The 21,542-nt window shown below is 71.4% G+C and carries 20 protein-coding genes and 1 pseudogene; 12 read left to right on the forward strand and 9 right to left on the reverse strand.

The features are described from left to right. Nucleotides 1–63: 63 nt before the first annotated feature. From AB0J66_RS28370 to AB0J66_RS28385, 4 genes are read right to left on the reverse strand one after another with little or no spacing between them, the layout of a single operon-like run. Nucleotides 64–1,512 carry an alpha-amylase gene (locus tag AB0J66_RS28370; RefSeq protein ID WP_364666726.1) on the reverse strand — a complete coding sequence of 483 codons (1,449 nt, stop codon included), beginning with the start codon at nt 1,510–1,512 and terminating at the stop codon, nt 64–66. Continuing rightward, nucleotides 1,509–4,196: a glucosidase gene (locus tag AB0J66_RS28375; RefSeq protein WP_364666729.1), complete on the reverse strand. Its 2,688-nt coding sequence runs from the start codon at nt 4,194–4,196 to the stop codon at nt 1,509–1,511. The genes AB0J66_RS28370 and AB0J66_RS28375 overlap by 4 nt, the downstream gene beginning before the upstream one ends. Before the next feature lie 30 nt (nt 4,197–4,226). Next, complete coding sequence (gene sulP / locus AB0J66_RS28380) at nt 4,227–5,984, reverse strand: sulfate permease (RefSeq protein ID WP_364666732.1); 1,758 nt, start codon at nt 5,982–5,984, stop codon at nt 4,227–4,229. Nucleotides 5,985–5,996: 12 nt separating this feature from the next. Further along, entirely contained in the window at nt 5,997–6,506 is a 510-nt protein-coding gene (locus tag AB0J66_RS28385) for a DUF1269 domain-containing protein (protein WP_364666735.1), read from the reverse strand. A 157-nt stretch (nt 6,507–6,663) separates the two neighbouring features. Here AB0J66_RS28385 and AB0J66_RS28390 point away from each other — a divergent pair, with 157 nt between their 5' ends. From AB0J66_RS28390 to AB0J66_RS28405, 4 genes are read left to right on the forward strand one after another with little or no spacing between them, the layout of a single operon-like run. Beyond that, nucleotides 6,664–6,861 (forward strand): hypothetical protein, encoded by a 198-nt coding sequence (locus AB0J66_RS28390; protein WP_364666738.1) that lies wholly within the window; start codon nt 6,664–6,666, stop codon nt 6,859–6,861. Beyond that, the gene (locus AB0J66_RS28395) at nt 6,837–7,976 is read left to right on the forward strand and encodes an AI-2E family transporter (RefSeq protein ID WP_364666740.1); all 1,140 of its coding nucleotides are present in this window, start codon (nt 6,837–6,839) and stop codon (nt 7,974–7,976) included. The genes AB0J66_RS28390 and AB0J66_RS28395 overlap by 25 nt, the downstream gene beginning before the upstream one ends. Next, nucleotides 7,973–8,467, forward strand: a complete 495-nt coding sequence (locus AB0J66_RS28400; protein ID WP_364666743.1) for a DUF1269 domain-containing protein — start codon at nt 7,973–7,975, stop codon at nt 8,465–8,467. Before AB0J66_RS28395 ends, AB0J66_RS28400 begins: the two co-directional genes overlap by 4 nt. After that, nucleotides 8,464–9,777, forward strand: a complete 1,314-nt coding sequence (locus tag AB0J66_RS28405) for a DUF2252 domain-containing protein (protein WP_364666745.1) — start codon at nt 8,464–8,466, stop codon at nt 9,775–9,777. Before AB0J66_RS28400 ends, AB0J66_RS28405 begins: the two co-directional genes overlap by 4 nt. On the opposite strand, the gene AB0J66_RS28410 is transcribed toward AB0J66_RS28405, so the two are convergent. After that, nucleotides 9,756–11,135 (reverse strand): hypothetical protein, encoded by a 1,380-nt coding sequence (locus AB0J66_RS28410; protein ID WP_364666748.1) that lies wholly within the window; start codon nt 11,133–11,135, stop codon nt 9,756–9,758. The genes AB0J66_RS28405 and AB0J66_RS28410 overlap by 22 nt on opposite strands. 87 nt (nt 11,136–11,222) lie before the next feature. On the opposite strand from AB0J66_RS28410, the gene AB0J66_RS28415 reads away from it, so the two are divergent. The 3 genes from AB0J66_RS28415 to AB0J66_RS28425 are packed head-to-tail and all read left to right on the forward strand — an operon-like array spanning nt 11,223 to nt 12,398. Next, nucleotides 11,223–11,621, forward strand: a complete 399-nt coding sequence (locus AB0J66_RS28415; protein WP_364666749.1) for a DUF6325 family protein — start codon at nt 11,223–11,225, stop codon at nt 11,619–11,621. 10 nt (nt 11,622–11,631) lie between these two features. Continuing rightward, nucleotides 11,632–12,078, forward strand: a complete 447-nt coding sequence (locus AB0J66_RS28420) for a DUF6325 family protein (protein WP_364666751.1) — start codon at nt 11,632–11,634, stop codon at nt 12,076–12,078. Between the two features lie 2 nt (nt 12,079–12,080). After that, nucleotides 12,081–12,398, forward strand: coding sequence for an SHOCT domain-containing protein (locus AB0J66_RS28425; protein WP_364666754.1), 318 nt, complete (start codon nt 12,081–12,083; stop codon nt 12,396–12,398). A gap of 205 nt (nt 12,399–12,603) precedes the next feature. On the opposite strand, the gene AB0J66_RS28430 is transcribed toward AB0J66_RS28425, so the two are convergent. Beyond that, on the reverse strand, nt 12,604–13,086 hold the full coding sequence (locus AB0J66_RS28430) for a DUF6069 family protein (protein WP_364666757.1): 483 nt from the start codon (nt 13,084–13,086) through the stop codon (nt 12,604–12,606). 187 nt (nt 13,087–13,273) lie between these two features. On the opposite strand from AB0J66_RS28430, the gene AB0J66_RS28435 reads away from it, so the two are divergent. Continuing rightward, the gene (locus tag AB0J66_RS28435; RefSeq protein WP_364666760.1) at nt 13,274–14,131 is read left to right on the forward strand and encodes an acetyltransferase; all 858 of its coding nucleotides are present in this window, start codon (nt 13,274–13,276) and stop codon (nt 14,129–14,131) included. Here AB0J66_RS28435 and AB0J66_RS28440 read toward each other — a convergent pair. Beyond that, the gene (locus tag AB0J66_RS28440; protein ID WP_364666763.1) at nt 14,124–14,576 is read right to left on the reverse strand and encodes a hypothetical protein; all 453 of its coding nucleotides are present in this window, start codon (nt 14,574–14,576) and stop codon (nt 14,124–14,126) included. The two genes, AB0J66_RS28435 and AB0J66_RS28440, sit on opposite strands and share 8 nt — an antisense overlap. Before the next feature lie 214 nt (nt 14,577–14,790). Here AB0J66_RS28440 and AB0J66_RS28445 point away from each other — a divergent pair, with 214 nt between their 5' ends. Then, the gene (locus AB0J66_RS28445; protein WP_364666765.1) at nt 14,791–16,257 is read left to right on the forward strand and encodes a GGDEF domain-containing protein; all 1,467 of its coding nucleotides are present in this window, start codon (nt 14,791–14,793) and stop codon (nt 16,255–16,257) included. A 151-nt stretch (nt 16,258–16,408) separates the two neighbouring features. On the opposite strand, the gene AB0J66_RS28450 is transcribed toward AB0J66_RS28445, so the two are convergent. Beyond that, on the reverse strand, nt 16,409–17,017 hold the full coding sequence (locus AB0J66_RS28450; protein WP_364667077.1) for an NAD(P)H-binding protein: 609 nt from the start codon (nt 17,015–17,017) through the stop codon (nt 16,409–16,411). An 83-nt stretch (nt 17,018–17,100) separates the two neighbouring features. On the opposite strand from AB0J66_RS28450, the gene AB0J66_RS28455 reads away from it, so the two are divergent. Next, entirely contained in the window at nt 17,101–17,280 is a 180-nt protein-coding gene (locus AB0J66_RS28455; RefSeq protein WP_364667080.1) for a pentapeptide repeat-containing protein, read from the forward strand. 42 nt (nt 17,281–17,322) lie between these two features. Here AB0J66_RS28455 and AB0J66_RS28460 read toward each other — a convergent pair. After that, nucleotides 17,323–18,081 (reverse strand): annotated as a pseudogene (locus AB0J66_RS28460) (inositol monophosphatase family protein); the annotation flags it as partial. Nucleotides 18,082–18,148: 67 nt separating this feature from the next. Here AB0J66_RS28460 and AB0J66_RS28465 point away from each other — a divergent pair. Together AB0J66_RS28465 and AB0J66_RS28470 are read left to right on the forward strand one after the other, a co-directional pair. Then, nucleotides 18,149–19,039 carry a LysR family transcriptional regulator gene (locus AB0J66_RS28465; protein ID WP_364666767.1) on the forward strand — a complete coding sequence of 297 codons (891 nt, stop codon included), beginning with the start codon at nt 18,149–18,151 and terminating at the stop codon, nt 19,037–19,039. A 62-nt stretch (nt 19,040–19,101) separates the two neighbouring features. Further along, nucleotides 19,102–21,522: a glycogen/starch/alpha-glucan phosphorylase gene (locus AB0J66_RS28470; protein WP_364666770.1), complete on the forward strand. Its 2,421-nt coding sequence runs from the start codon at nt 19,102–19,104 to the stop codon at nt 21,520–21,522. Nucleotides 21,523–21,542 lie beyond the last annotated feature (20 nt).

Consider the following 21,542-nt stretch of genomic DNA (forward strand, 5'->3'; position numbering starts at 1 on the left):
GCCCGGCCTGGTCGCTCGCACATCGTCCGATTCGGATAGACGTGACCTTGAGTGCCGGAACGGCTACGTGAAGCTGAAGACGTGGTGTCCCCACGGCGGCAGGGCGACGAAGAGGCCGCTGTCGGCCAGGTCACGGCCGTCACGGTCGAAGACGCGGCCATCGATCAGGTCGGTCAGCCGCCACTCCCGCGCGCCCAGGTCGTCCCAGGGCAGGGCGATCCGGGCCTGCGAGTCGTGGTCCGCGAAGTTCACCGCGACCACGTGGCGGCCCGGCCCGTCGCGCCACGACCAGGCCAGGACGTCCTGATGGGTGGGGTTGTCCGGCCAGCCGCCGGGCTCCAGCAGGGTCCACTGGCCACGCCGCACCCGCGATGCCGCTTCGATCAGCCGCGAGTAGAACGAATGCAGCTGCGGGTCGGGCGATGCTTCCGGGGACCGGCCGAGGAAGACCGGCAGGCGGACCCGCGCTCCGTCGAACTGGCCGTCGTGCCACAGCGTCGTGCCGGGCAAGGTCGCGACGGCCACCGCGGCCGCCCGTCCCCGCCCGCCGGGCAGCGCGGCCGCGGCCCGCGGCTCGTCGTGGTTCTCGATGAAGCGCAGCAGCCTCTCCTGGTAGTCGAGCCCGGCGACCAGGTGCTTGCGGACCGACCCGGCGTCCTCGTGCACGAGCCGGTCGTACAGCCGCTTGTCGTAGCACAGGTCGAAGCCCTGCTGCTGCAGCGTCCACTCCATGTCCCAGTAGACCTCGGCGATCAGCACGAGATCCGGGTGCCGCTGCCGGACCCGGCCCAGCACGGCCGGCCAGAACTCCCCGGCCGGGGCCGGGCCCACCTGCCGGCCCCAGGTGCGGGCGAAGATCTCGTTGGTGAGCAGCATGGCCATGTCGCAGCGGATCCCGTCGCACTGGTCGCCGATGTCGATCAGCGCCTCGGCCGTCGCGCCGCGCAGGCCCGGCGTGAACGCGTTCACCTGGGCCACGTCCGGCCAGGCCGGGAAGTACGGGTCCTTGCCGTGCGCGATGACCTTGCCATCGGCCGCGAACCAGCCGGCCGGGTCGGCCTCGAGGTCCTCCCGCGTGCCCTGGACGAACCAGCCCGGATGGGCGAAGACCGCCGGGTGGTCGGGCGCCACATGGTTGGGCACGTAGTCGAGGATCAGCTTCAGTCCCCGCGCGCTGAGCTCGGCGCGGGCCGCGGCCAGGCCGGCCGGCCCGCCCAGGCGCTCATCGGCGCGATACCGCCGCACACAGTAGGGCGAACCCACCAGATCGGCCGGGGTGTAGTCGGGCAGCGCCTCGCGGAACGCCCGCTGCAGCCCCTCGTTGCCGGTCGCGACCTCGAGGCCGGCCGGGCTGCGCTCCCAGACGCCCATCAGCCAGACCGCGTCCAGCCCGGAGGCGGCCACCTCGTCCCAGACCTCCCCCGGCATGTCGCCGAGGGTGACCGGCCGGCCGAGGCGCTGCGCCAGCCCGGTCAGCCAGGGCCAGGTGAAGATCTCGTAGACCGCCCTCACGACTCCTCCTCCGGCGCTACCCGCAGCACGCCCGTCATGCCGTTCTCCAGCAGTTGCCGGCCGGTGACCCCGGCGAACAGGTTCGGGAACAGCGCCACCAGGCCGGTCCAGCCGGTCTGGTGCGAGGCCCCCAGACCGGCCCCGTTGTCGCCGTGGAAGTACTCGGCGTACAGGACCAGATCCTTCCAGTGCTCGCTCGCGAAGATCGGCTGGCCCCCGTAGCAGGGCCGGTTGCCGCGCTCGTCCGGCACGAAGATCCGGGTGAGCCGCCCGGAGATCTCCCGGGCCACCTCGAACAACGTCATCTCGCGGCCGGAGCCGGCCGGGCACTGCACCGTGAAGTCGTCGCCATAGGCCACGTACAGGTTGAGCAGGGCCCGGATCATCAGCGCGTTGACCGGGAACCATACCGGGCCGCGCCAGTTGGAGTTGCCGCCGAACATGCCGCTGTCCGACTCGGCCGGCTGATAGGAGACGCCGTACGCCCGGTCGCCGACCCGCAACTCGAAGGGGTGCCCGGCGTGGTGCTTGGACAACGACCGCAGGCCGTAGGGGCTGAGGAACTCGTCCTCGTCGAGCAGGCGGGCCAGGATCCGCCGCAGCCGGTTCTGCTCGAAGAGCGCGAGCAGCCGTTCGCCGTTCGGGCCGGGCGCCAGGCCGGGCGCGAGCAGCGCGTGGACCGCGGGATGCCGCTCGGCGAACTCCAGCACGCCCCGCACCAGGGCGGGCCGGTGCTCGATCAGGCGCGGGTGGTAGACCGTGGCCGCGGCCAGCGGCAGCAGCCCGACCATGGAGCGCACCTTGAGCCGCTGGGCGGAGCCGTCGGGCCGGCGCAGCAAGTCGTAGAAGAAGCCGTCCTCCTCGTCCCACATGCCCTCACCGGCGGCCGCCTGGTTGACCGCGACCGAGATCCACGCGAAGTGCTCGAAGTAGGTCTGCGCCTGCTCGAGGTAGACCGGGTCGGTGGTCGACAGCTCGAGCGCGATCTGGAGCATGGTCTGCGCGTAGAGCGCCATCCACGCGGTGCCGTCGGCCTGGTCGAGGTGCCCGCCGGTGGGCAGCGGGGCGCTGCGGTCGAACACGCCGATGTTGTCCAGCCCGAGGAAGCCGCCCTGGAAGATGTTGCGCCCGTCGACGTCCTTGCGATTGACCCACCACATGAAGTTCTTGCCGAGCTGGTGGAAGGTGCGCTCCAGCCAATCGTGGTCGGCGCGGCCGTTGCGGGCCTTGTCGACCTCGTAGACCAGGTAGGCGGCCCAGGCGTGCACCGGCGGGTTGACGTCGCTGAAGTTCCACTCGTAGGCCGGGATCTGGCCGTTGGGATGCAGGTAGCAGCGGCTGAGCAGCAGGTCGATCTGCTGCTTGGCGAAGCCGAGGTCGACACCGGCGATGGCCACCGACTGAAAGGCCAGGTCCCAGGCCGCGAACCAGGGGTACTCCCAGGTGTCAGGCATGGAGAACACGTCCGAGGCGGAGAGGTGGTACCAGTCGCCGTTGCGGATGGTGGACCCGCCCAGGGTGTCCTGGCCGTGCTCGGCCAGCCAGCGCTCGACGTCGTACTCGTAGTACTGCTTGCTCCAGAGCAGCCCGGCGAGCGCCTGGCGGCTCACCTTGCGCTCGGCCTCGCCCAGCTCCGGGTGCAGGAGCTCGGCGTAGAACTGGTCGGCCTCGGCCCGGCGCGCCTCGAAGACGGCATCGAAGGCGGCCGAATCCGGCCGGGCGTCCCGCTCGCTGAGCTGGAAGCGGATGATCGTCTCGCCGCCCGCCGGCACCTCCAGCGCGATGTCCGCCGCCGCCTTCGTGCCCGACTTCCCGGGATTCACCGCTTCCTTCTCGCCGTGCACGACATAGCGATCAAAGGCGTCCTTGACGTACGGCGATCGATTGGCGCCGCCGAACACGCGCTCGTTGTTCGTCTCGTTCTCGGTGAAGATCAGCGGATGGTCACCGACGACCGACCACCACCGCTCCCCCAGCTCCGGATGCTCGATCCGCACCGCGCCGTCCTGCTCGCGCAGCAGCGGCCGGGCCGCGCCCGCGTGCCAGGACCAGGTGTTGCGGAACCACACGGTCGGCAACAGCCGCAGCATGGCCGGGCCGGGCCCGCGATTGGCCACGGTGACCCGGCCCAGCACGTCCTCCGGACCGTCCTTGGCGTACTCGACGATCACGTCGAAGTACCGGTCCTCGTCGAAGATCCCGGTGTCCAGCAGCTCGTACTCGAAGGCCTGCCGGTCCCGCGCGCCGTTCGTGGCCACCAGGTCGTGGTACGGGAACTCGCGCTGCGGATACTTGTAGACCATCTTCATGTACGAATGGGTCGGCGTGCCGTCGACGTGGAACCAGTACTCCTTGACGTCCTCGCCGTGGTTGCCCTCGCCGTTGGTCAGCCCGAAGTAGCGTTCCTTGAGGATCGGGTCGTTGCCGTTCCACATCGCCAGGGCCAGGCAGACCCGCTGCTTGTCGTCGCTGAAGCCGGCGATGCCGTCCTCACCCCAGCGGTACGCCCGGGACCGCGCGTGATCGTGGGTGAGGGAGGACCAGGCGTCACCGTCCGCGCTGTAGTCCTCACGGACCCCACCCCATTGACGGTCGCTGAGGTACGGCCCCCATCGCCGCCAGGCGGCGGCGTTGATGTCGGCGTCGTGCAGGCGCCGTGACTCGGCGCCGGAAGAGTTGGCCATGCGCCTCAGCGTCGGCTTGATCACGCAGCGTCACAACACCCGAGGAGGATGACTCCAGTCCGTGCCGGTGCGGTGCCGGTAGGCGGCCACGGCGTCGTCGATGGTCGGGAAGAAGTGCGCCGCCTCGATCTTGCCGGTCAGCTTGTAGCGGTCGAGCTTCTCGCGCACCGGGCTCTTCATCTCGGCGAACACCAGGGACACGCCCTCAGCGTCGAGCTCGGCGTCGAGCTCCTGCAGCATGTCGGCGGCGGTGGTGTCGACGTCGGTGATCGGCTCGGCTGCGACCACGATCCACGTCGGGGCCGGGTCGGCGTTGGCGAGGTGCCGGATCTCCTGCCGGAACGAGCGGGAGTTGGCGAAGATCAGCGGCGCGTCGAACCGGAACAGCACGAGACCCGGCAGCAACTCGGCCTCCGGGTGCTCCCGGACGTCGTGGAAGCCGTTGATCCCCTCGGCCCGGCCCAGCGTCGTCCGGTAGGGCCACCAGGTGCGGCGGAAGACGTTGAGCACGCTGAGGGCGACCGCGAAGGCGATGCCGGGCAGCACGCCGAGGATCGCCACGCCGAGGAACGCGGCGACCGCGAGGGAGAACTCGACCCGCCGCTGACGCCACAACCGGACCATCCCGGGAACGTCGGCCAGCGACAGCGAGGCGGCGATGACCACCGCCGCCAGCATTGGCTGGGGCAGGTCGCGCAGCAGCCCGGGGACCAGCACGAGCATCAGCGTGATGGCCGCCGCGCCGACCAGCCCCGTCATCTGTGTACGGGCCCCGGCCTGAAACGCGACGGCCGTGCGGGAACCGCTCGTGCTGACCGGAAATCCCTGGAAGAGCCCGGCCGCCAGGTTGGCCGCGCCGATGCCGGCCATCTCCTGGTTGCCGCGGACCTCCTGGCCGCTGCGGGCGGCGAAGGCCGAGGCGGTGGAGATGGTGTCGGTGACCGAGACCAGCGTGATGCCGAGCGCCCCGGCGGCCAGCAGGCCCAGCTCGGACCAGCTGACCGAGGGGATGGTGAACGGCGGGAAGCCCTGCGGCAGCGGGCCGACCAGGTCGACGCCGCGCTCCTCCAGGCCGAACACAGCGACGGCGAGGATCGCCAGCACGACCGCGATCAGGATGCCGGGCACCTTGGGCAGCCAGCGGCGCAACCCGGCGATGACGACCAGGCCGCCCACGCCGACCAGGAGCGCGGCCGGCACCGTCCGGCCGCCGGCCACCCCCGCCACGAAGGCGCCGGCCTCGGCGAACAGGCCGTCGGCGTCGACCGAGAACCCGAACAGCTTGGGCAGCTGGCCGATCAGGATGGTCAGGGCCAGGCCGTTCATGTAGCCGAGCTGGGTCGGATGCGACAGCAGGTCGGCCACGAAGCCGAGCTTGGCCACCGCCGCGATCGTCATGAACGCCCCGACCAGCAGCGCCATCACCGAGGCGAGGGCGACCGCCTTCTGCGGGTCGCCGCCCGAGGCGACCATCGGGATCACCACCGCGGCGATCATCGGCCCGAGCGAGGAGTCGGGCCCCAGGACCAGGACCTTCGAGGGGCCGAAGACCGCGTACGCGAGCAGGCACAGGATCGAGGTGTACAGGCCGGTGATCGCGGGCAGGCCGGCCAGCTCGGCGTACGCCATGCCCTGCGGCACCAGCAGCGTGGTCAGCACGATGCCGGCGACCAGGTCGCGTGGCAGATAGGCGGGCTTGTAGGTGGCCGCCGCGGTCAGGCCGGGGATCCACTCGAAGCGCGGACGCCGCCCGGTGGTGCGGGCGGCGTCCGGCGGTGTCGAGGTCATGGTGGGACGAGGTTACTGCAGGTTCGCCGCCTGCTGGCCGCCGCCGTGCAGCGCGTCCTGCAGGTCGGCCTCGGCCTCTTTGGACAGCGAGGACTTGATCACCGTGCCGCCGAACTTGCTCAGCGACTCGACGGCCTTGTCCGGGGTGACCGCCTCGACGACCAGGAACAGCGCCGACGTGCCGGGCTGCAGTTCGTCGCGGATCCGGTCCTGGAAGTCCTTGCTGATCGCGTTCTTGGTGAGCTTGCCGGTGAGCGCGCCCAGACCGGCCCCGATGGCCATGCCGAGGATCGGGATGAAGAACAGCACGCCGAACAGCAGGCCCCAGAACATGCCCCACGTCGCCCCGGCGCCGACCGGCTGGTGGTTGGTGGTGACGTGGTACTTGCCCTCCTTGTCGCGGATGATCACCGCGATCGCGTCGGGCTGGATGATCAGGTCCTTGGCCAGCCGGTTCGCTTCCAGCGACGCCGCTGTCGCCGTGGTCTCGTCGGGGTATCCGATGGCGACCAGAGTTGCCATGATTGACATTCCCTTCGTCGGTGCCGCCGTGGCGGCGTCGGACCCAGTCAGCCACGGCCCGGCGGCCGGCTCTTCACCTCTCGGGGATGAAACCGGCGCGTGTTCATCCCCGTCGGAGGAGGGCGCCGGCGGCGCCCGTGGACGACTGTCAGCAGGTATGGAGCAGTACGAGTTCCGGATCCGGGGCTTCCTCGGCCCGGTGTTGCGCATCGCGCTCGGTGGCCTGCGCTACCGGGCGGTGCCGCGGCAGAGCGTCATCGAAGGCCGGTTGTCCGAGAAGGACCTCGAGCGCCTGATCGATCGGCTCGACCGGTCCGGGGTGGAGGTGCTGTGCCTGAGCCGGGTCCCGCGCTGAACCCCGGTCTGCCCCGCGGTGTGGTCGTCCTGCTGGGCACGGCCTGCCTGGTCGTGGTCGTGGCCGGCATCAAGGGCATCTCCGGCCTGGTCGCGCCGGTCATGCTGGCGCTGATGCTGGCGGTCACGGTCAGCCCGCTCACCGAGTGGCTGCGCCGCCGCGGGACACCGGTCTGGCTGGCCGGGCTCGCCACCATCGTGGTGGTCAACGTGCTGCTGTTCGCGCTGGGCGGCGCCCTCTACGTGTCGGCGGCCCGGCTGCTCGACCTGATCCCGCAGTACCAGGCCCAGTTCGCCGAGCTACGCGCGGACCTGGCGGGCCAGCTCGCCGGCCTGGGCATCAGCAGCGACCAGCTGGCGGCGGCGCTGGCCGGCGTCGACGCGGGCACCGTGCTGCACGTGGTCGAGAGCCTGCTCGGCGGTCTGGCCGGCGCGCTGTCGGACACCGTGTTCCTGCTCGCCGTGCTGCTGTTCATGTGCCTGGACACGGTCGACTTCCCGCGCCGGCTGCGCTCCACGGCCGGCCAGCGGCCCGAGGTGGTCGGCGCGCTGCGCTCCTTCGCCCAGGGCACCCGCCGCTACCTGCTGGTCTCGACGGTGTTCGGGCTGATCGTGGCGACCATCGACACCGTGCTGCTGTGGGCGCTCGGCGTGCCGCTGCCGTTGCTGTGGGGTCTGCTCTCGTTCATCACCAACTACATCCCGAACATCGGCTTCGTGATCGGGCTCATCCCGCCGGCGCTGCTCGCGCTGCTCGAGGGCGGCCCCGGCCTGATGGCCGCGGTCATCGTCATGTACTGCGCGGTCAACTTCGTGATCCAGTCGGTGATCCAGCCCAAGGTGGTCGGAGACGCGGTCGGGCTCTCGGCCACGGTGTCGTTCCTGGCCCTCATCTTCTGGGCCTGGGTGCTGGGCGGGCTCGGCGCGCTGCTGGCCATCCCGCTCACCCTGCTCGCCAAGGGGCTGCTGATCGACATCGACCCGAGCACGCGCTGGATCAACACGCTGCTGTCGGCGCCGTCGCCGCCCGCGGAATCGCCTCCCGCGGATGATGCGACGCCACCGGCCCGGAACGGACGATGGCGGCGTCCCCGATCCGCTAGGAGCACGCCATGACCACCTTCACGGTGTGGAAGTTCGACGACCCGAAGCGCGCCGAGAGCGTCTTCGGGGTCATCAAGGACGCGGCCGGCGATCACCTGATCCACGTCGTCGACCACGCGATCGTCAGCTGGCCCGAGGGCGCGGAGAAGCCCGAGATCCACCATCACCACGACAGCGCCCGGCGCGGCGTCGGCTGGGGCGCGTTCTGGGGCATCGTCGTCGGCGGACTGTTCCTGGTGCCCATCGTCGGCGGCGTGGTCGGCGCCGGGGTCGGCGCGCTGGCCAAGGCCACCGAGGGTACCGGCATCTCCCAGGACGAGCTCGAGAAGATCCGGACCGAGGTCACCGAGGGCACGTCGGCGCTGTTCCTGGTCACCGACAGCGGCAACCTGGACCGGCTCGGCGAGCGCTTCCACGGCGAGCACAGCCGGCTGATCGCCACCAACCTGACCGAGGGCGAGCGGGACATCCTGCTCGAGACCTTCAGCGACGCGAAACAGTGACACCGGAGGAACGGGCCGGGGCGGGGCGGGCAGCGCGCAAGCAGCTCCCGCTCCCGGCGCACGCCGAGGTGGTGTCGCCGGCCGGCGGCCGCGACCCGGTGGCGCTGCTGGCCGCGCAGGAGCGCGACCGCGTGCCCGAGCTGCTGCCGATCCGGCACGACCGGATGAGCACCGACCCGTTCGCCTTCTACCGCGCGAGCGCCGCGGTCATGGCGGCCGACCTGGCCGCCATGCCGCACTCCGGGCTCCTCACCCAGCTCTGCGGCGACGCCCATCTGGCCAACTTCGGCATGTTCGCCTCGCCCGAGCGCCGCCTCGTCTTCGACCTCAACGACTTCGACGAGACCCACCCCGGCCCGTTCGAGTGGGACCTCAAGCGCCTGATCGCCAGCCTGGCCCTGGCCGGGCGGGCCAACGCCCTCAAACGCAAGGAACGCGCGGTGATCACCGGCGGAGCCGCCCGCGCCTACCGCGAGGCGATGACGTCGTTCGCCGCGATGGGCCACCTCGACCTCTGGTACGCCCACGCCGACGTCGACCAGTTACGGCTGCAGCTCGACAAGACGCGCAGCAAGAAGGTCGCCGCAGCCGGGGCGAAGGCCCGCGAGCGGACGAGCCTGCAAGCGTTCCGCAAACTCACCGAGCTCGCCGGCGGCCGGCGGCGTATCGTGGCCGACCCACCGCTGCTGGTGCCGGTCCGCGACCTGGTCGACGGCGGGCCCGGGCTCGAGGACGAGATCCGCGAGCTGCTCGCCGGCTACCGCGACACCCTGCCCGAGGACCGCCGGCGGCTCTTCGACGGATTCACCTTCGTCGACATGGCCCGCAAGGTGGTCGGCGTCGGCAGCGTCGGCACCCGCTGCTGGATCATCCTGCTCACCGGCCGCGACGACCGGGACCCGCTGCTGCTGCAGGTCAAGGAGAGCGGGCCGTCGGTGCTGGCCGACTACGTCAAGGCCGAGCCGGAGTGGGACAACCAGGGCCGCCGGGTGGTGGCCGGGCAACGGCTCATGCAGGCCCACAGCGACATCTTCCTGGGCTGGCAGAGCTACAGCGGCCGCGACTTCTACGTGCGCCAGCTGCGTGACTGGAAGGGCTCGATGGAGTCGGCCCAGTTCAAGCCGGAAGGGCTGCGCATCTACGGCGAGATCTGCGGGTGGACGCTGGCCCGGGCCCACGCCCGGGCCGGCGACCGCATCGCCATCGCGGCCTATCTCGGCAACAGCGACGCCATGGACCGGGCGCTGGTCCGGTTCGCCGAGGACTACGCCGACCGGACCGAGCGCGATCACGCCGCCTTCAGCTCCTGACCTCTTTGCTCACGCTTGGCTATCAGGGTCACGGCGACCTCGTACGCGGCCAGCAGCACCACTGTCACGAGCAGGCTGGTCCAGGACGTCCCGATGAGGACCGCTACACCCGCTACGACCAGCCCTCCGATCCGGATCGGGTCGAGATGACGCGCGACGAAGCCCGGCTTGTAAGCGGTGCGACTCCTGCGGACCGCCCAGCGAGTCCCGCTCACCACGCTCCGGCGCAGCCAGACCGCGAAGCGGCCCGGCCCGGCCAGGTAGGCGATCACGGCCAGCACCGCGCCGACCCAGATGAGCTGCGTGCCGCGCTCGCGCAGCACCGCGAAGACGCTGTCCACGGCCGCGTTCACGCCGTCACGGTAGACCCCCTCGGGCACCTGCTCGACGGCCTGGCGGCGGACCGCCCGCACGATCACGGTGACCGTCAGGGCGGCCACCACAAGCCAGATTCCCAGCTGTACGGCGGTGCGGCGCCGCCGCGGCGAGATGGCGAACGCGGCCAGCACCAGCACGACGGTCGCGGCGACGAACAGGGCCAGGTACCGCTTCGAGGCGGCCACGGTGTCCTGCAACGCCTTCAGCTGACCACCGTCGTAGACCGTGAACTGCGCGAAGTTGGCCGGGAGAGTGACGCCCAGCGCGTCCTGCACGCGTACCCGCAGGTTGCCGGGAATCGCCCCGGAGCTCAGGTCGGGCAGCGTGACCGTCCTGCCGAACAGGGTCGGCAACTGGGCGCTGATCTCGCGCAGGGCCTGGTTGATCAGCGGTAGCAGGTCGATGTCGATGTGGTCGCTCTGCGCGTTGATCACGGTGCTGTCGCCCTCGACGACGGCCATCAGACGGTTGTGGACCCGGCGGTTGACCTCGATCCACACGGTCTGGAAGCCGTCGCTGCGCAGCACGTTGGTCACCACATTGCGGATCTGGGTGCGCAGCTGACCGGCGACCGGGCCGGCGGCGAACGCGGCCTGCGGCGGCAGCACCTCACGCAGACGCCCCTCGACGTCGATCACGGTGAAGGTCTGCGCCGTCGCGTACTCGGCCACAGCGGCCGAGATCTGCGGGTCCTGCGGCAGCGGGGCCACCGTGCTCACCCAGCGGTCCGTGCTCAGCGAGGTCCGCGCCGCCCACAGCCCGACCACGCTGAGCACCAGCGCGAACGCGGCCACGGCGGCGACGATCGCGGCGATCACGCCGCGCACCTGCCGCCCGCTCGGGCCGCGGCGCCGGCGCTCGCGGGTCTGCAACTCCTGGCGGAGGCCGGCGACCTCGGCGCGCAACCTCTCCAGCTCCTCGTGCTCTTGGACGCTCGGCACGCCGGGCGTTTCGGCTGCCGTGGGGACGCTGCTCGTCATGCTCCGACCGTCACCGATCGGCGGGACCGGCCGATTCATCCCTGCCGGATGAATCCCGCCCCACCCCCGCGGCGCACCCTGAGACCCATGGCATTGGGCCCGCTGGAACTCATGGTCTTGTCCTTTCCCGCGGCGGATCTCAACGACGGCGTACGGGCGACGCTGGACCGCCTCGACCACACCGGGCAGATGCGCGTGGTCGACGCGCTCGTGGTCCGGGCCGACCCCACCGGCGGCGCCTTCGCCGTCGAGCTCAGTGACCTGCCCGGCATCCGCGGCGACCCGGCCGTGCTGGCCGCCCTGGCCACCGGCCTGATCACCGAGACCGACATCCACGACGTCGCGCTTCTCACCGACGACGCCACCGACGTGCTCGCCGTGCTCCTGGAGCACCGCTGGCTCGGCGACCTGGCCGGCCGGGTCGCCGCCGCCCGCGGCCGGATCGTCGCCCTCACCCACATCCCGGGCGCCCCTCGCCCCTCGTGAAAGGACCACCATGCCCGACGTCGACGACATGGGCCCCATCGATTACCTGGCCGTCGAGTTCCCGGCCGGGAGCATGGACGGCACCGCCTTCTCCATGGTCGAAGACCTGGTGAACCGGCACGTCATCCACATCCTGGACATCGCGCTCGTCCGCAAGAGCCCCGACGGCAAGGTCACCGTCCTCGAGGAGTCCGAGTTCGACAACCACGGCCTCGAGACCTTCCACGGCGCCGCCTCCGGCGTGCTCGGCGGCGAGGACCTGCACGAGGCCGGCGAGCTGCTGGCCCCCGGCGCCGCGGCCGTGATCCTGATCTACGAGAACACCTGGGCCGCCCCGCTGGCCCGCCAGCTCCGCCAGGTCGGCGCCCAGTTGCTGGCCACCGGCCGCATCCCGGTGCAGGCCATCCTCGCCGCCCTGGACGAATCCGAACCGCAGTACGCAACCGGAGGACGGTAACCATGCCCGGACTGCTCCGCGGAATCGCCCGCACCGCCGTCGTAGCCGGCACCGCCTCCTCCGTGGCCGGCCGCGTCCGCCACCGCCAGGACGGCCGCTGGGCCCGTCAGGAAGCCGAGAACGACATGCTGCAACAGCAGCAGCAGCCGGTGTACGCCCCGCCGCCCCAGCAGCAGCCGGTGTACGCCACCCCACCGGCCGCCCCCGCCCCTGACATGTCGGCGAAGATCGACCAGCTCAAGCAGCTGGCCGACCTCAAAGCCCAGGGCGTGCTCACCGACGCCGAGTTCGCCGCCCAGAAAGCCCGCATCCTCGGCTGATCCCGGCGACGGCGCGGGCCGGCCCGGCCGGATGGCCGGGGCGGCCCGCGCTTTCCCCTGTGATCAGGCCGGGGTGACCTCGCGCTCGCCAACGCGCTGGCCGACGGGTTTGCCGACGTCAGCATGCAGCGGCCACCGGCCGTCCCCGGCCCGCCCGTGGCCCGTGGCATCGCTCTGAGCCGCGGGTCCAGGGTCGGCCGGGGCGTCAGCTGTACGTGCGCGGGTAGGGGCGGGGCGACGGGGGCGGGGCGACGCGGATGACCGCGGACTTGGCGACGCCGGCCACGAGGGAGCCGATGGCGATGCCGAGCACCATGTTCAGGCCGGCCGTGTAGATGCGGGCGCCCAGGCTCGCGTCGGTGACGAACGGGCCCAGCATGGCCACGACGGTGGCCAGGCCGATCACCCAGCCGAAAAAGCGCATCGGCCGGGGCGTGGTCAGCAGCAGCATGTGCACGAGCCCGGTGGCGACGAGCGCGGCCAGCGCCGCCCCGAAGGCGTACCAGCCGGTCGACGCGTCGCCCCACGTGCCCTCGCCCTTGGGGGCGAGCACGTCGATGTCGAACAGGCCGCGCCCGAACAGGATCCCGGCCACCGCGATCAGGGCGGCGACCACGGCGGTGGCCGCGCCGCCGGACCAGAGCTTGCCGGCGTTGACCGCCGGGCGTGGTTCGTTGATACCGGTCATGCCGTCGAGCCTCATCAAGCGGCCCGGCGCACGCTTCACCCGAGATGGATGGTTCCTGATATCGTGGCCGGGCACGCCGACGAGCAGCCGAAGGGAGGTCAGAACAATGTCCGATGTTCTGCGCCCCTTCCGCGGCCCGGCGTCCCCGCGGCTCTAGGCGGGCGCGCTCCTTCCCGGAGGCCCCAGCATGACCGCTGTGACGTTCCGCCCGCTCGTCGCGGGTGAGGAAGACCTGTTCGAGTCCCTGCCCGATCCGCTGCCCGAGCTGCGCCAGGCGTCGTACGCCGACGGTCTCGCCTCGGGCGGTTTCCACCCGTCGCGGGCGTGGGTGGCACTGCGCGACGACAAGCTGGTCGCCCGGGCGGCCTGGGTGTTGCCGCCCGGGGCGACCGGCCGTCCCTGGCTCGAGCGTTTCGACACGACCGATCCCGCGATCGGCGCCGCGCTCCTGCGGGAGGCCCACGAGGCCCTCGGCGGCCCGTTGCCCTATTACGCCGCCGCCCCCGCCCATTGGCGGCACAACCCCGAGGTCAAGAGCGTTCTGGCGGTACGCCTGGCCGCCGCGCAGCAGGCCGGTCTCGTGGAACGCGGCGAGCGGTTGCGGCTGACCTGGGCCGGTGCTCCCCTGCCGGCCACCAACGGCCGGTACGCCTTCCGCCCGGCCACCGGCGACGACGAGATCACGGCCATGGTCGCCCGGGTCGCGCGGCCGGATGTCGTCACGGGCGCCGAGACTGCGCTCGCCGTGGCGGAGCTCGATCTGGCCACCGATCCGCTGCCCTGGTTGCGTACGGCCAGTTGGCTGGTCGCCGAAGGCGCCGGGGTTGTCGCCGCCGCCGGGGACCATTGCTATCCGCTGATCGGCTATCTGGGTCTGGTCGAGCCGGGCGCGCGGGAGGAGCTGATCGCCGAGGCGGTCCGGGTGCTGGCCGAGGGCGGGGCCCGGGAGGTGGTGGCCGACGTCGACTCCTACCGGGTGGAGGTGCTGGCGGCGCTGGAGCGGACCGGTTTCCGTCAGGTCCGCTCCCGGATCGTGCTCAGCTGAGGGCGGCCTGACGGGCCTCGATCGCCTTGACGGTGTTGTGCAGGGCCTTGGCCAGCACGCCCTTGCCGACGCTGCCGAGCAGCAGCCCGGTGAGCTTGCCTTTGAGGTTCTTGCCGTCGCGCACCACCACCGCGTCGAGGGTGGTGGTGCCGTCGGCCTGGCGGGTCAGCGTGTAGGTGTGGCCCGAGGCCCCGCCCCAGATGTTGGAATCGATCGTCCGCATGGTGACACGGGTGGGATCGGACCAGTCGTAGGCGAGGCGTTCCCAGATCCCGCCCGAGCCCTCGGTGACGTCGGCGTGGGTGTCCCCCAGCTCGTGCACCGTCAGGCCGGCGTCGGAGCTGTTGGCGAACAGCTTCTGCCGGCCCGGCCCGAAGTCGGTGAGCCCGGCGACGAACTGCTCGGGGGTGAGGGTGGTGGTCTCGTGCATGCGGATGGTCGACATGCGTACAGCCTGCGGTGTCGTGCCCCCCGGCCGAGCCCGTGGAAGACCCTGGTGTCACCCCTGGGTGACCTGGACCTCAGCCCGCCCTGCCGGCCCCGCCTCGATGGTCGCGCCGCCGGGCGGGACCCGTTGGATCCGTGGTCCGGCTGCAACCGGCTTGCACCCGGGCCGCACCGGGGAAACGCCCCGGGCGGCGCAGGCTTCAGGGGTGCCGATGGCTTCGACGAACACGCCGCTCCGCCGATGGGCGGGATGGCAGCTGATCCTTGCCCTCGGCGCCCCCACGATCGCCCTCTACTACTGGTTCCTGCACCTGGGACCCGGCTTCGGCGGGATCCAGGTGGCGCTCTACGCCAGCGCCAACGGCACCCTCGCGGTCAGCTGCCTGGTCACCGCGTGGCGCCGCCGCGAGCTACGGCCGATCATGCTGTTGTTCGCCGCCTCGGCGCTCACGTCGATCTTCGGTGACATCGTCTTCTACTTCCTCGCGCTGGTCGGCGGCGAGGTCGCGTACCCCAGCATCGCCGACCTCGGCTATCTGGCGGCCTACCCGCTGATGGCCAGCGGCCTGCTGCTGATCGTGCGCAGGCGCACCCCGGGCCGCGACTTCGCCAGCGCCGTCGACGCCGCGATCGTCGCGGTCAGCGCCGCCTACCTGGTCCTCGAGTTCACCGTCCTGCCGACGGTGGCGGTCAGCTCGGCCAACATCACCACCCTCGTCTCGGTCGCCTACCCGGTCGGCGACGTGCTGCTCATCGTGGTCGGCGCCCGCCTGATGATCGGCGGCGCCCGCACCGCGCCGCTGCTGATGATCGGCGGCTATCTGGCGCTGACACTGTTCAGCGACACGTTCTACACCGTGCAGACCCTCGACGGCAGCTACCGGGCGGGCAACTTCCTGGACCTGCTGTGGATGAGCGCCGGCTTCATCCTGGCCGCCGGCGTGGCCCACCCCGGCGCGCCGAAGCTGCTCGTCCGCAACGCCACGGTGACCGCCGACGCCACCCCGCGCCGCCTGGCCGTGCTGGCCGTGGCCGCGACGATGGCCCCCACCGTGATGATCGTGCAGAGTCTGCGCGGCGCCCCGCCGCACATCATCGTGGCCGGCCTCGTCTGCAACCTGATCTTCCTGCTGGTCGTCGGCCGCATGGCCGGCCTGGTCCGGGCCCAGCGGCACGCCGCCATCACCGACGCCCTGACCGGCCTGCGCAGCCGGCGCTTCTTCGAGCAGGCCCTGCGCTCGGAGTCGTCCCGCGCCGCCCGCCACGACGCCGACCTGAGCATGCTGCTGCTCGACATCGACCACTTCAAGACCGTCAACGACACGTACGGCCACGCCGGCGGCGACCGCGTCCTAACCGAGGTCGCCGACCGCCTGCACGCCGCGGTCCGCCCCGGCGACCTGGTGGCCCGCTACGGCGGCGAGGAGTTCGCCGTCCTGCTGCCGGGCGCCGGCCCCGCCGAGGCCGCCGACATCGCCGACCGCCTGCGCCGGGCCATCGCCGCCACCCCCATCGAGGTCGACAGCGACCACCACCACCAGGTCACCGTCTCGGTAGGCGTAGCCGGCCCCCAGATCGCCGAGGAGATGGTCCTGGCCGCCGACCGCGCCCTGTACGCCTCGAAAAACGCCGGCCGCGACCGCGTCACCATCGCCACCCCGACCCCCGTCCCCGTCTGACCCAACTCGTCGCGAACCCATCGACGCCGGCCCCGCCGTCAACATGACGGCCGGGCGTCAACATGACCGCTCGACGTCAACATGACCGCTCGACGTCAACATGACCGCTCGACGTCAACATGACCGCTCGACGTCAACAGGAGGCTGGGCGTCACCTGTTGACCGCTATGACGAGGCGGGCGGGGAATTCGGGCTGGGTCGCTTCGTCGATCATGGCGGCGGCCACCGCGGCGCGGCTCACCCGGGCCGGGAACAACCGGTGCGGGGCGGCTTCGAGCGGCAGCGTGCGATGCCCGGCCGGGCCGTCGGCCAGAGGGCCGACGTGGAAGACGGTTCCGCCGGCGGCCAGGACGGCGGCGTCCGCGGCTACCTTGTCGGGGAGTTCGGCCCGCATCAACAAGCCGAGCAGCGTGCGGGTGACAGGGCCGGCCGACGGGGCCGAAGGGCCGGTGCCGTAAGCCCCGAGCCACACGATCCGGCCCACCCCGGAGGCCACGACGGCCTTGGCACCGGCGGTCAGAGTCCCCGGCGGCTCGCCCTTCGCCACGCCGAGGGCGGAGACCAGCACGTCGGCGCCCTCGACGGCCCGGCTGATCGACGCCGGGTCGTTCACGTCGGCCGCCACCACCGCCAGCCCGGCCCGCTCCGGCACGCGCCCGGGATCACGGGCGAGCGCCGTGACCTCCATGCCTCGCCCCAGCGCCTCCGTCACCAGTAGCGATCCGACAGCTCCGGTCGCTCCGAGCACCGCGATCCGCATGCTCACGCCACCTTCCGCGCCGCGAGGGGCCCCTCGTCGGATGCGGCACGCTCGCCCGTCGCCTCATTGACCACGGCGTCCACATGCACCGCCTCCTTCACCGACACCGGACCCTCGACCTTCGACGCCGCCTCACCCCGCCCCGCCTCACCCAGGCCCGACTCACCCAAACCCGCCTCACCCAGGCCCGACTCACCCAAACCCGCCTCACCCAGGCCCGACTCGCCCAGGGCCGCCTCACCCAGGGCCGACTCGGCTGTTGACCGCCAGTCCGGGGTGGACGGCATTGCGCGCAGGGCGGCCAGGGCCGCAGCGTGCAGACCCGGAGCCGCGGCCAGGTAGGGGCCTCCAGCAATCTGCCAGGAGGTGCCGTCGAGGTGGGTGATCGTGGCCCCGGCCTCGCGGGCCAGCAGCAAGGGGCCGATGTGGGAGCGGACGTTGTCGAACTGCCACAGCACGTCCATGCGGCCGGCGGCCAGCTGGGCCAGCTCGTGGGTGACCGGGACGGAGGCGCGGACGTACAGGGCCGAGCGCATCATCGCGGCGATGGCGGCGCCGGCCCCGGCGGCCGCGGCGGGGTCGCGGGTCGGCCGGGCCTGGCCGGTGCCGGCCAGGGCGGCGGTCAGGTCGGTCTTTTTCGATACCTTGAGCGGTACGCCGTTGAGCAGCGCCCCTTCGCCGGCCGCAGCCGTGAACATCTCGTCGGTTAGCGGCATGTAGAGCACGGCCAGCGCTGGGCTGCCGTCCCGGACCAGGGCCACGCCGATGTTCCAGTCGGTCATGCCGTGCACGGCGTTGACGTTGCCGCCCACCGGGTCGACGACCCACCAGTCACCCGCGGGCATCGGGCCGGTGGCGTGCTCGTCCTCCTCCCAGCGGGAGCCGGGCAGCGCTGCGGTCAACGCGGGCCGCAACAGGTCGGCCACCGCGGCGTCGTTGGCTTGGACGGCGGCGACCAGCTCGTCGAAGGTCGAGGGCCGGGCCTCGGTGGAGTAGCGGCTGAGCAGGCGGGCACCGGCCTGCCGGACGGCCGCGGTCACTACGGGAAGCAGTTCGTTCGTCATGCATGGAAGCCTCGTCGCGACGGACGATTAAGTCCAATGCACTCTTGTTAGGCTACGATTTACCGCCATGCAACTGGATCTGAACCTTCTCACCGCGCTGGACGCGCTGCTCGAGGAGGGCAGCGTCACCGGCGCCGCCGATCGGCTGCGGCTGTCGCCGCCCGCGCTCAGCCGCACGCTGGGGCGGATCCGCCGGCACACCGGGGACGACATCCTGGTGCGCACCGGCCGGACGATGACCCCCACGCCGTACGCCCTGTCGATCCGCGACCAGGTCCGCGACCTGGTCCGGCAGGCGAACGAGGTGCTGACCCCGAGCCGCGAGCTCGATCTGGCCACCCTCGAGCGCACGTTCACGCTGCGCTGTCACGACACCCTGGCGGCGGCGCTCGCTCCGGCTCTGCTGCGGGTGGTGGAGAGTCAGGCCCCGCAGGTACGGGTGAGGTTCCTGGCCGAGACGGCGGTCGACACCGACGATTTGCGGCACGGGCGAGTCGATCTGGAGGTCGGCGCCGACGTCCCGGCCGCGCCCGAGTTCCGTTCCGAGGTCGTCGCGCACGACCAGCTCGTGGTGGCGATGCGCGGCTCACATCCGTACGCCCGGGGTCTGACCCTCGAGCAGTTTGCGGCGCAGCCGCACGTGATCGTCTCCCGCCGGGGCCGCCTCGCCGACCCGGTCGACGAGATCCTCGCGTCGCACGGCCTGCGGCGCCGCGTCCTGGCCGCCCTCGGCACCGGCGCCGCGGCCGCTTCCGTGCTCAGCCGCACCGACAGCCTGATGACCACGCCCCACGCGATGAGCCGGCCCTTGATCGAGGCTTTCGGCCTGGTGACCACCCCGCTGCCGTTCTCCCTGCCCGACCCGCCGATCGTCAGCGTCTGGCACCAGCGCTACGACACCGACCCCGGCCACGTCTGGCTGCGCGGCGAGGTGCGGGCGGCCCTGGCCGGGGCCTGACCGCCCTCGAGGTGTCGGCCGGGCGACAACTTGCGGAAACCTGGTTGGGGCAAGGTACAGGCATGGACCTTCGTAACGGGGTGGAACTGCGGTCGCTGGGCAGCACGCCCGAGGAATTCCGGCGCGATCTGCTGAGTAATCTGTATTACCGGCGCGGGACGACCGTGGAGTCGGCGAGTGCTCAGGACGCGTACGACACCTTGGCCCTGACCGTGCGGGACCGCCTGGCGGAACGGAGGGCACGGACCGCGACGGCGCAGTATGCGAGCAATCCCCGCTGGGTGTATTACCTGAGCGCGGAGTATCTGCTGGGGCCGCAGCTGGAGCAGAATCTGCTCTATTCGGGAACGGGTGAGGCGGCGCGCCAGGCGCTGGAGGCGTGCGGTTTCGACCCCGGCGAGGTGGCGGCGCTCGACGTGGAGCCGGGGCTCGGCAACGGCGGCCTGGGGCGGCTCGCGGCCTGCCTGCTCGACTCGCTGGCCACCATGGACATCCCCGCCGTGGGCTATGGCATCCGCTACGACCTGGGCATCTTCAAGCAGGAGTTCCAGGACGGGCGCCAGGTCGAGCAGCCCGACGACTGGGCGTTCCAGGGCGACCCGTGGGAGTTCCCGGCGCCGGACGACGTGCAGACGGTGGGCTTTTACGGTCACGTCTACGACCAGGACGGCCGTACGGTGTGGGCGCCGGGTGAGGTCGTGCTGGGCGAGCCGAGTCATCTGCTGGTGCCGGGCTACGGCACGACGACGGTCAATATCGTACGGCTGTGGCGCGCCCGCGCGCACGAGGCGTCCTTCGACCTGACGCGCTTCTCGGCCGGTCAGTACGCGGAGGCCGTGCAGAACGCGGTGCGGGCCGAGAACATCAGCAAGGTGCTCTACCCGGACGACAGCACGCCCTCGGGGCGCGAACTGCGGCTCAAGCAGCAGTACTTCCTGGTGTCCTGCTCGCTGCGCGACATCGTCCGCCGGTTCCGGCTGCGCAACTCCGACTGGCGGTCGTTCCCGGACAAGACGGCGATCCAGCTCAACGACACCCACCCGGTGCTGGCCATCCCCGAGCTGATGCGGCTGCTGGTCGACGAGGAGGGTCTCGACTGGGATCAGGCCTGGTCGCTGGTGCGCCGCACGTTCAACTACACGTGCCACACCCTGCTGCCGGAGGCGCTGGAGACGTGGCCGGTGGACATGCTCGGCCACCTGCTTCCGCGCCACCTGGAGATCATCTATCGGATCAACGCGGGGCTGCTCGACGAGGTCCGGTCGCGCTTTCCGGATGACCTCGAGCGCGTACGGCGTATGTCGCTGATCCAGGAGGAACCGGCGCGCCTGGTGCGGATGGCGAATCTGGCCGTGACCGGGACGTCGATGACCAACGGGGTGGCCGAGCTGCACACGGAGCTTTTGACGTCGACTGTGCTGCGGGACTTTTCGGATCTATGGCCTTCGCGGTTCACCAATGTCACCAATGGCGTTTCCCCGCGGCGGTTCGTGCGGTTGGCCGACCCACGGCTTTCTTCTTTGATTTCCTCGGGGCTCGGTTCGGATTCCTGGATCTCGGACTTGCCGCTTTTGTCGGGCCTGGAAGCGCTGGTGGCAGACGGGGCATTTCGGGCGCAGTGGCGGGAGGTCAAGCGGGCCAACAAAGCGGCGCTCGGGCTCGGTGATCCGGACGCGCTCATGGACGTCATGGTCAAGCGGTTCCATGAGTACAAGCGTCAGCAACTCAAGCTGCTGCACGTGATCACGCTGTATCAGCGCATCTTGGCCGGCGGCTACGACGGCGTACCGCGCACTGTGCTCTTCGGAGGCAAGGCGGCGCCCGCCTATCACGCCGCCAAGAACATCATCCATTTGATCAACGCGGTGGCCTCGGTCGTCAACGCCGACCCGGCCACCTCCGGGCTGCTGCGCGTGGTCTTCCCGGCCAACTACAACATCACCCGGGCCGAGCGAATCATCCCGGCGGCCGACCTCAGCGAGCAGATCTCCATGGCCGGCAAGGAGGCCTCCGGTACGGGCAACATGAAGCTCACGCTCAACGGCGCGCTCACCATCGGCACCCTGGACGGGGCCAACATCGAGATCCGGGACCGGGTCGGGGCCGACAACTTCTTCCTCTTCGGCCTGGACGCCGCGCAGGCGCTGGCCCTGCGCTCCGGCTCGTACCACCCGCGCGACTACTACCACGCCGACGGCGAGCTGCGCGGCGCCCTCGACGCGATCCTGGCCGGCGCCTTCGGCGGGGTGGGGCAGGACGTGGCCGCCTCCCTGCTCGACCGCGACGAATACCTGACGCTGGCCGACTACCGGGCCTACGTCGACGCCCAGGCCGCGGTGGACGCCGCGTGGCGCGACCAGGAGCGCTGGACCACGATGTCGATCCTGAACACGGCCCGCGCCGGCTTCTTCTCCTCCGACCGCACGGTCGCCGATTATCTGGACCGCATCTGGCACGCGACCCCGGTCCGGGTCGACTCCTGAAAAATGTCATACCCCCCTGC

This window comes from Actinoplanes sp. NPDC049598, assembly GCF_040675435.1.
Lineage (GTDB): Bacteria > Actinomycetota > Actinomycetes > Mycobacteriales > Micromonosporaceae > Actinoplanes.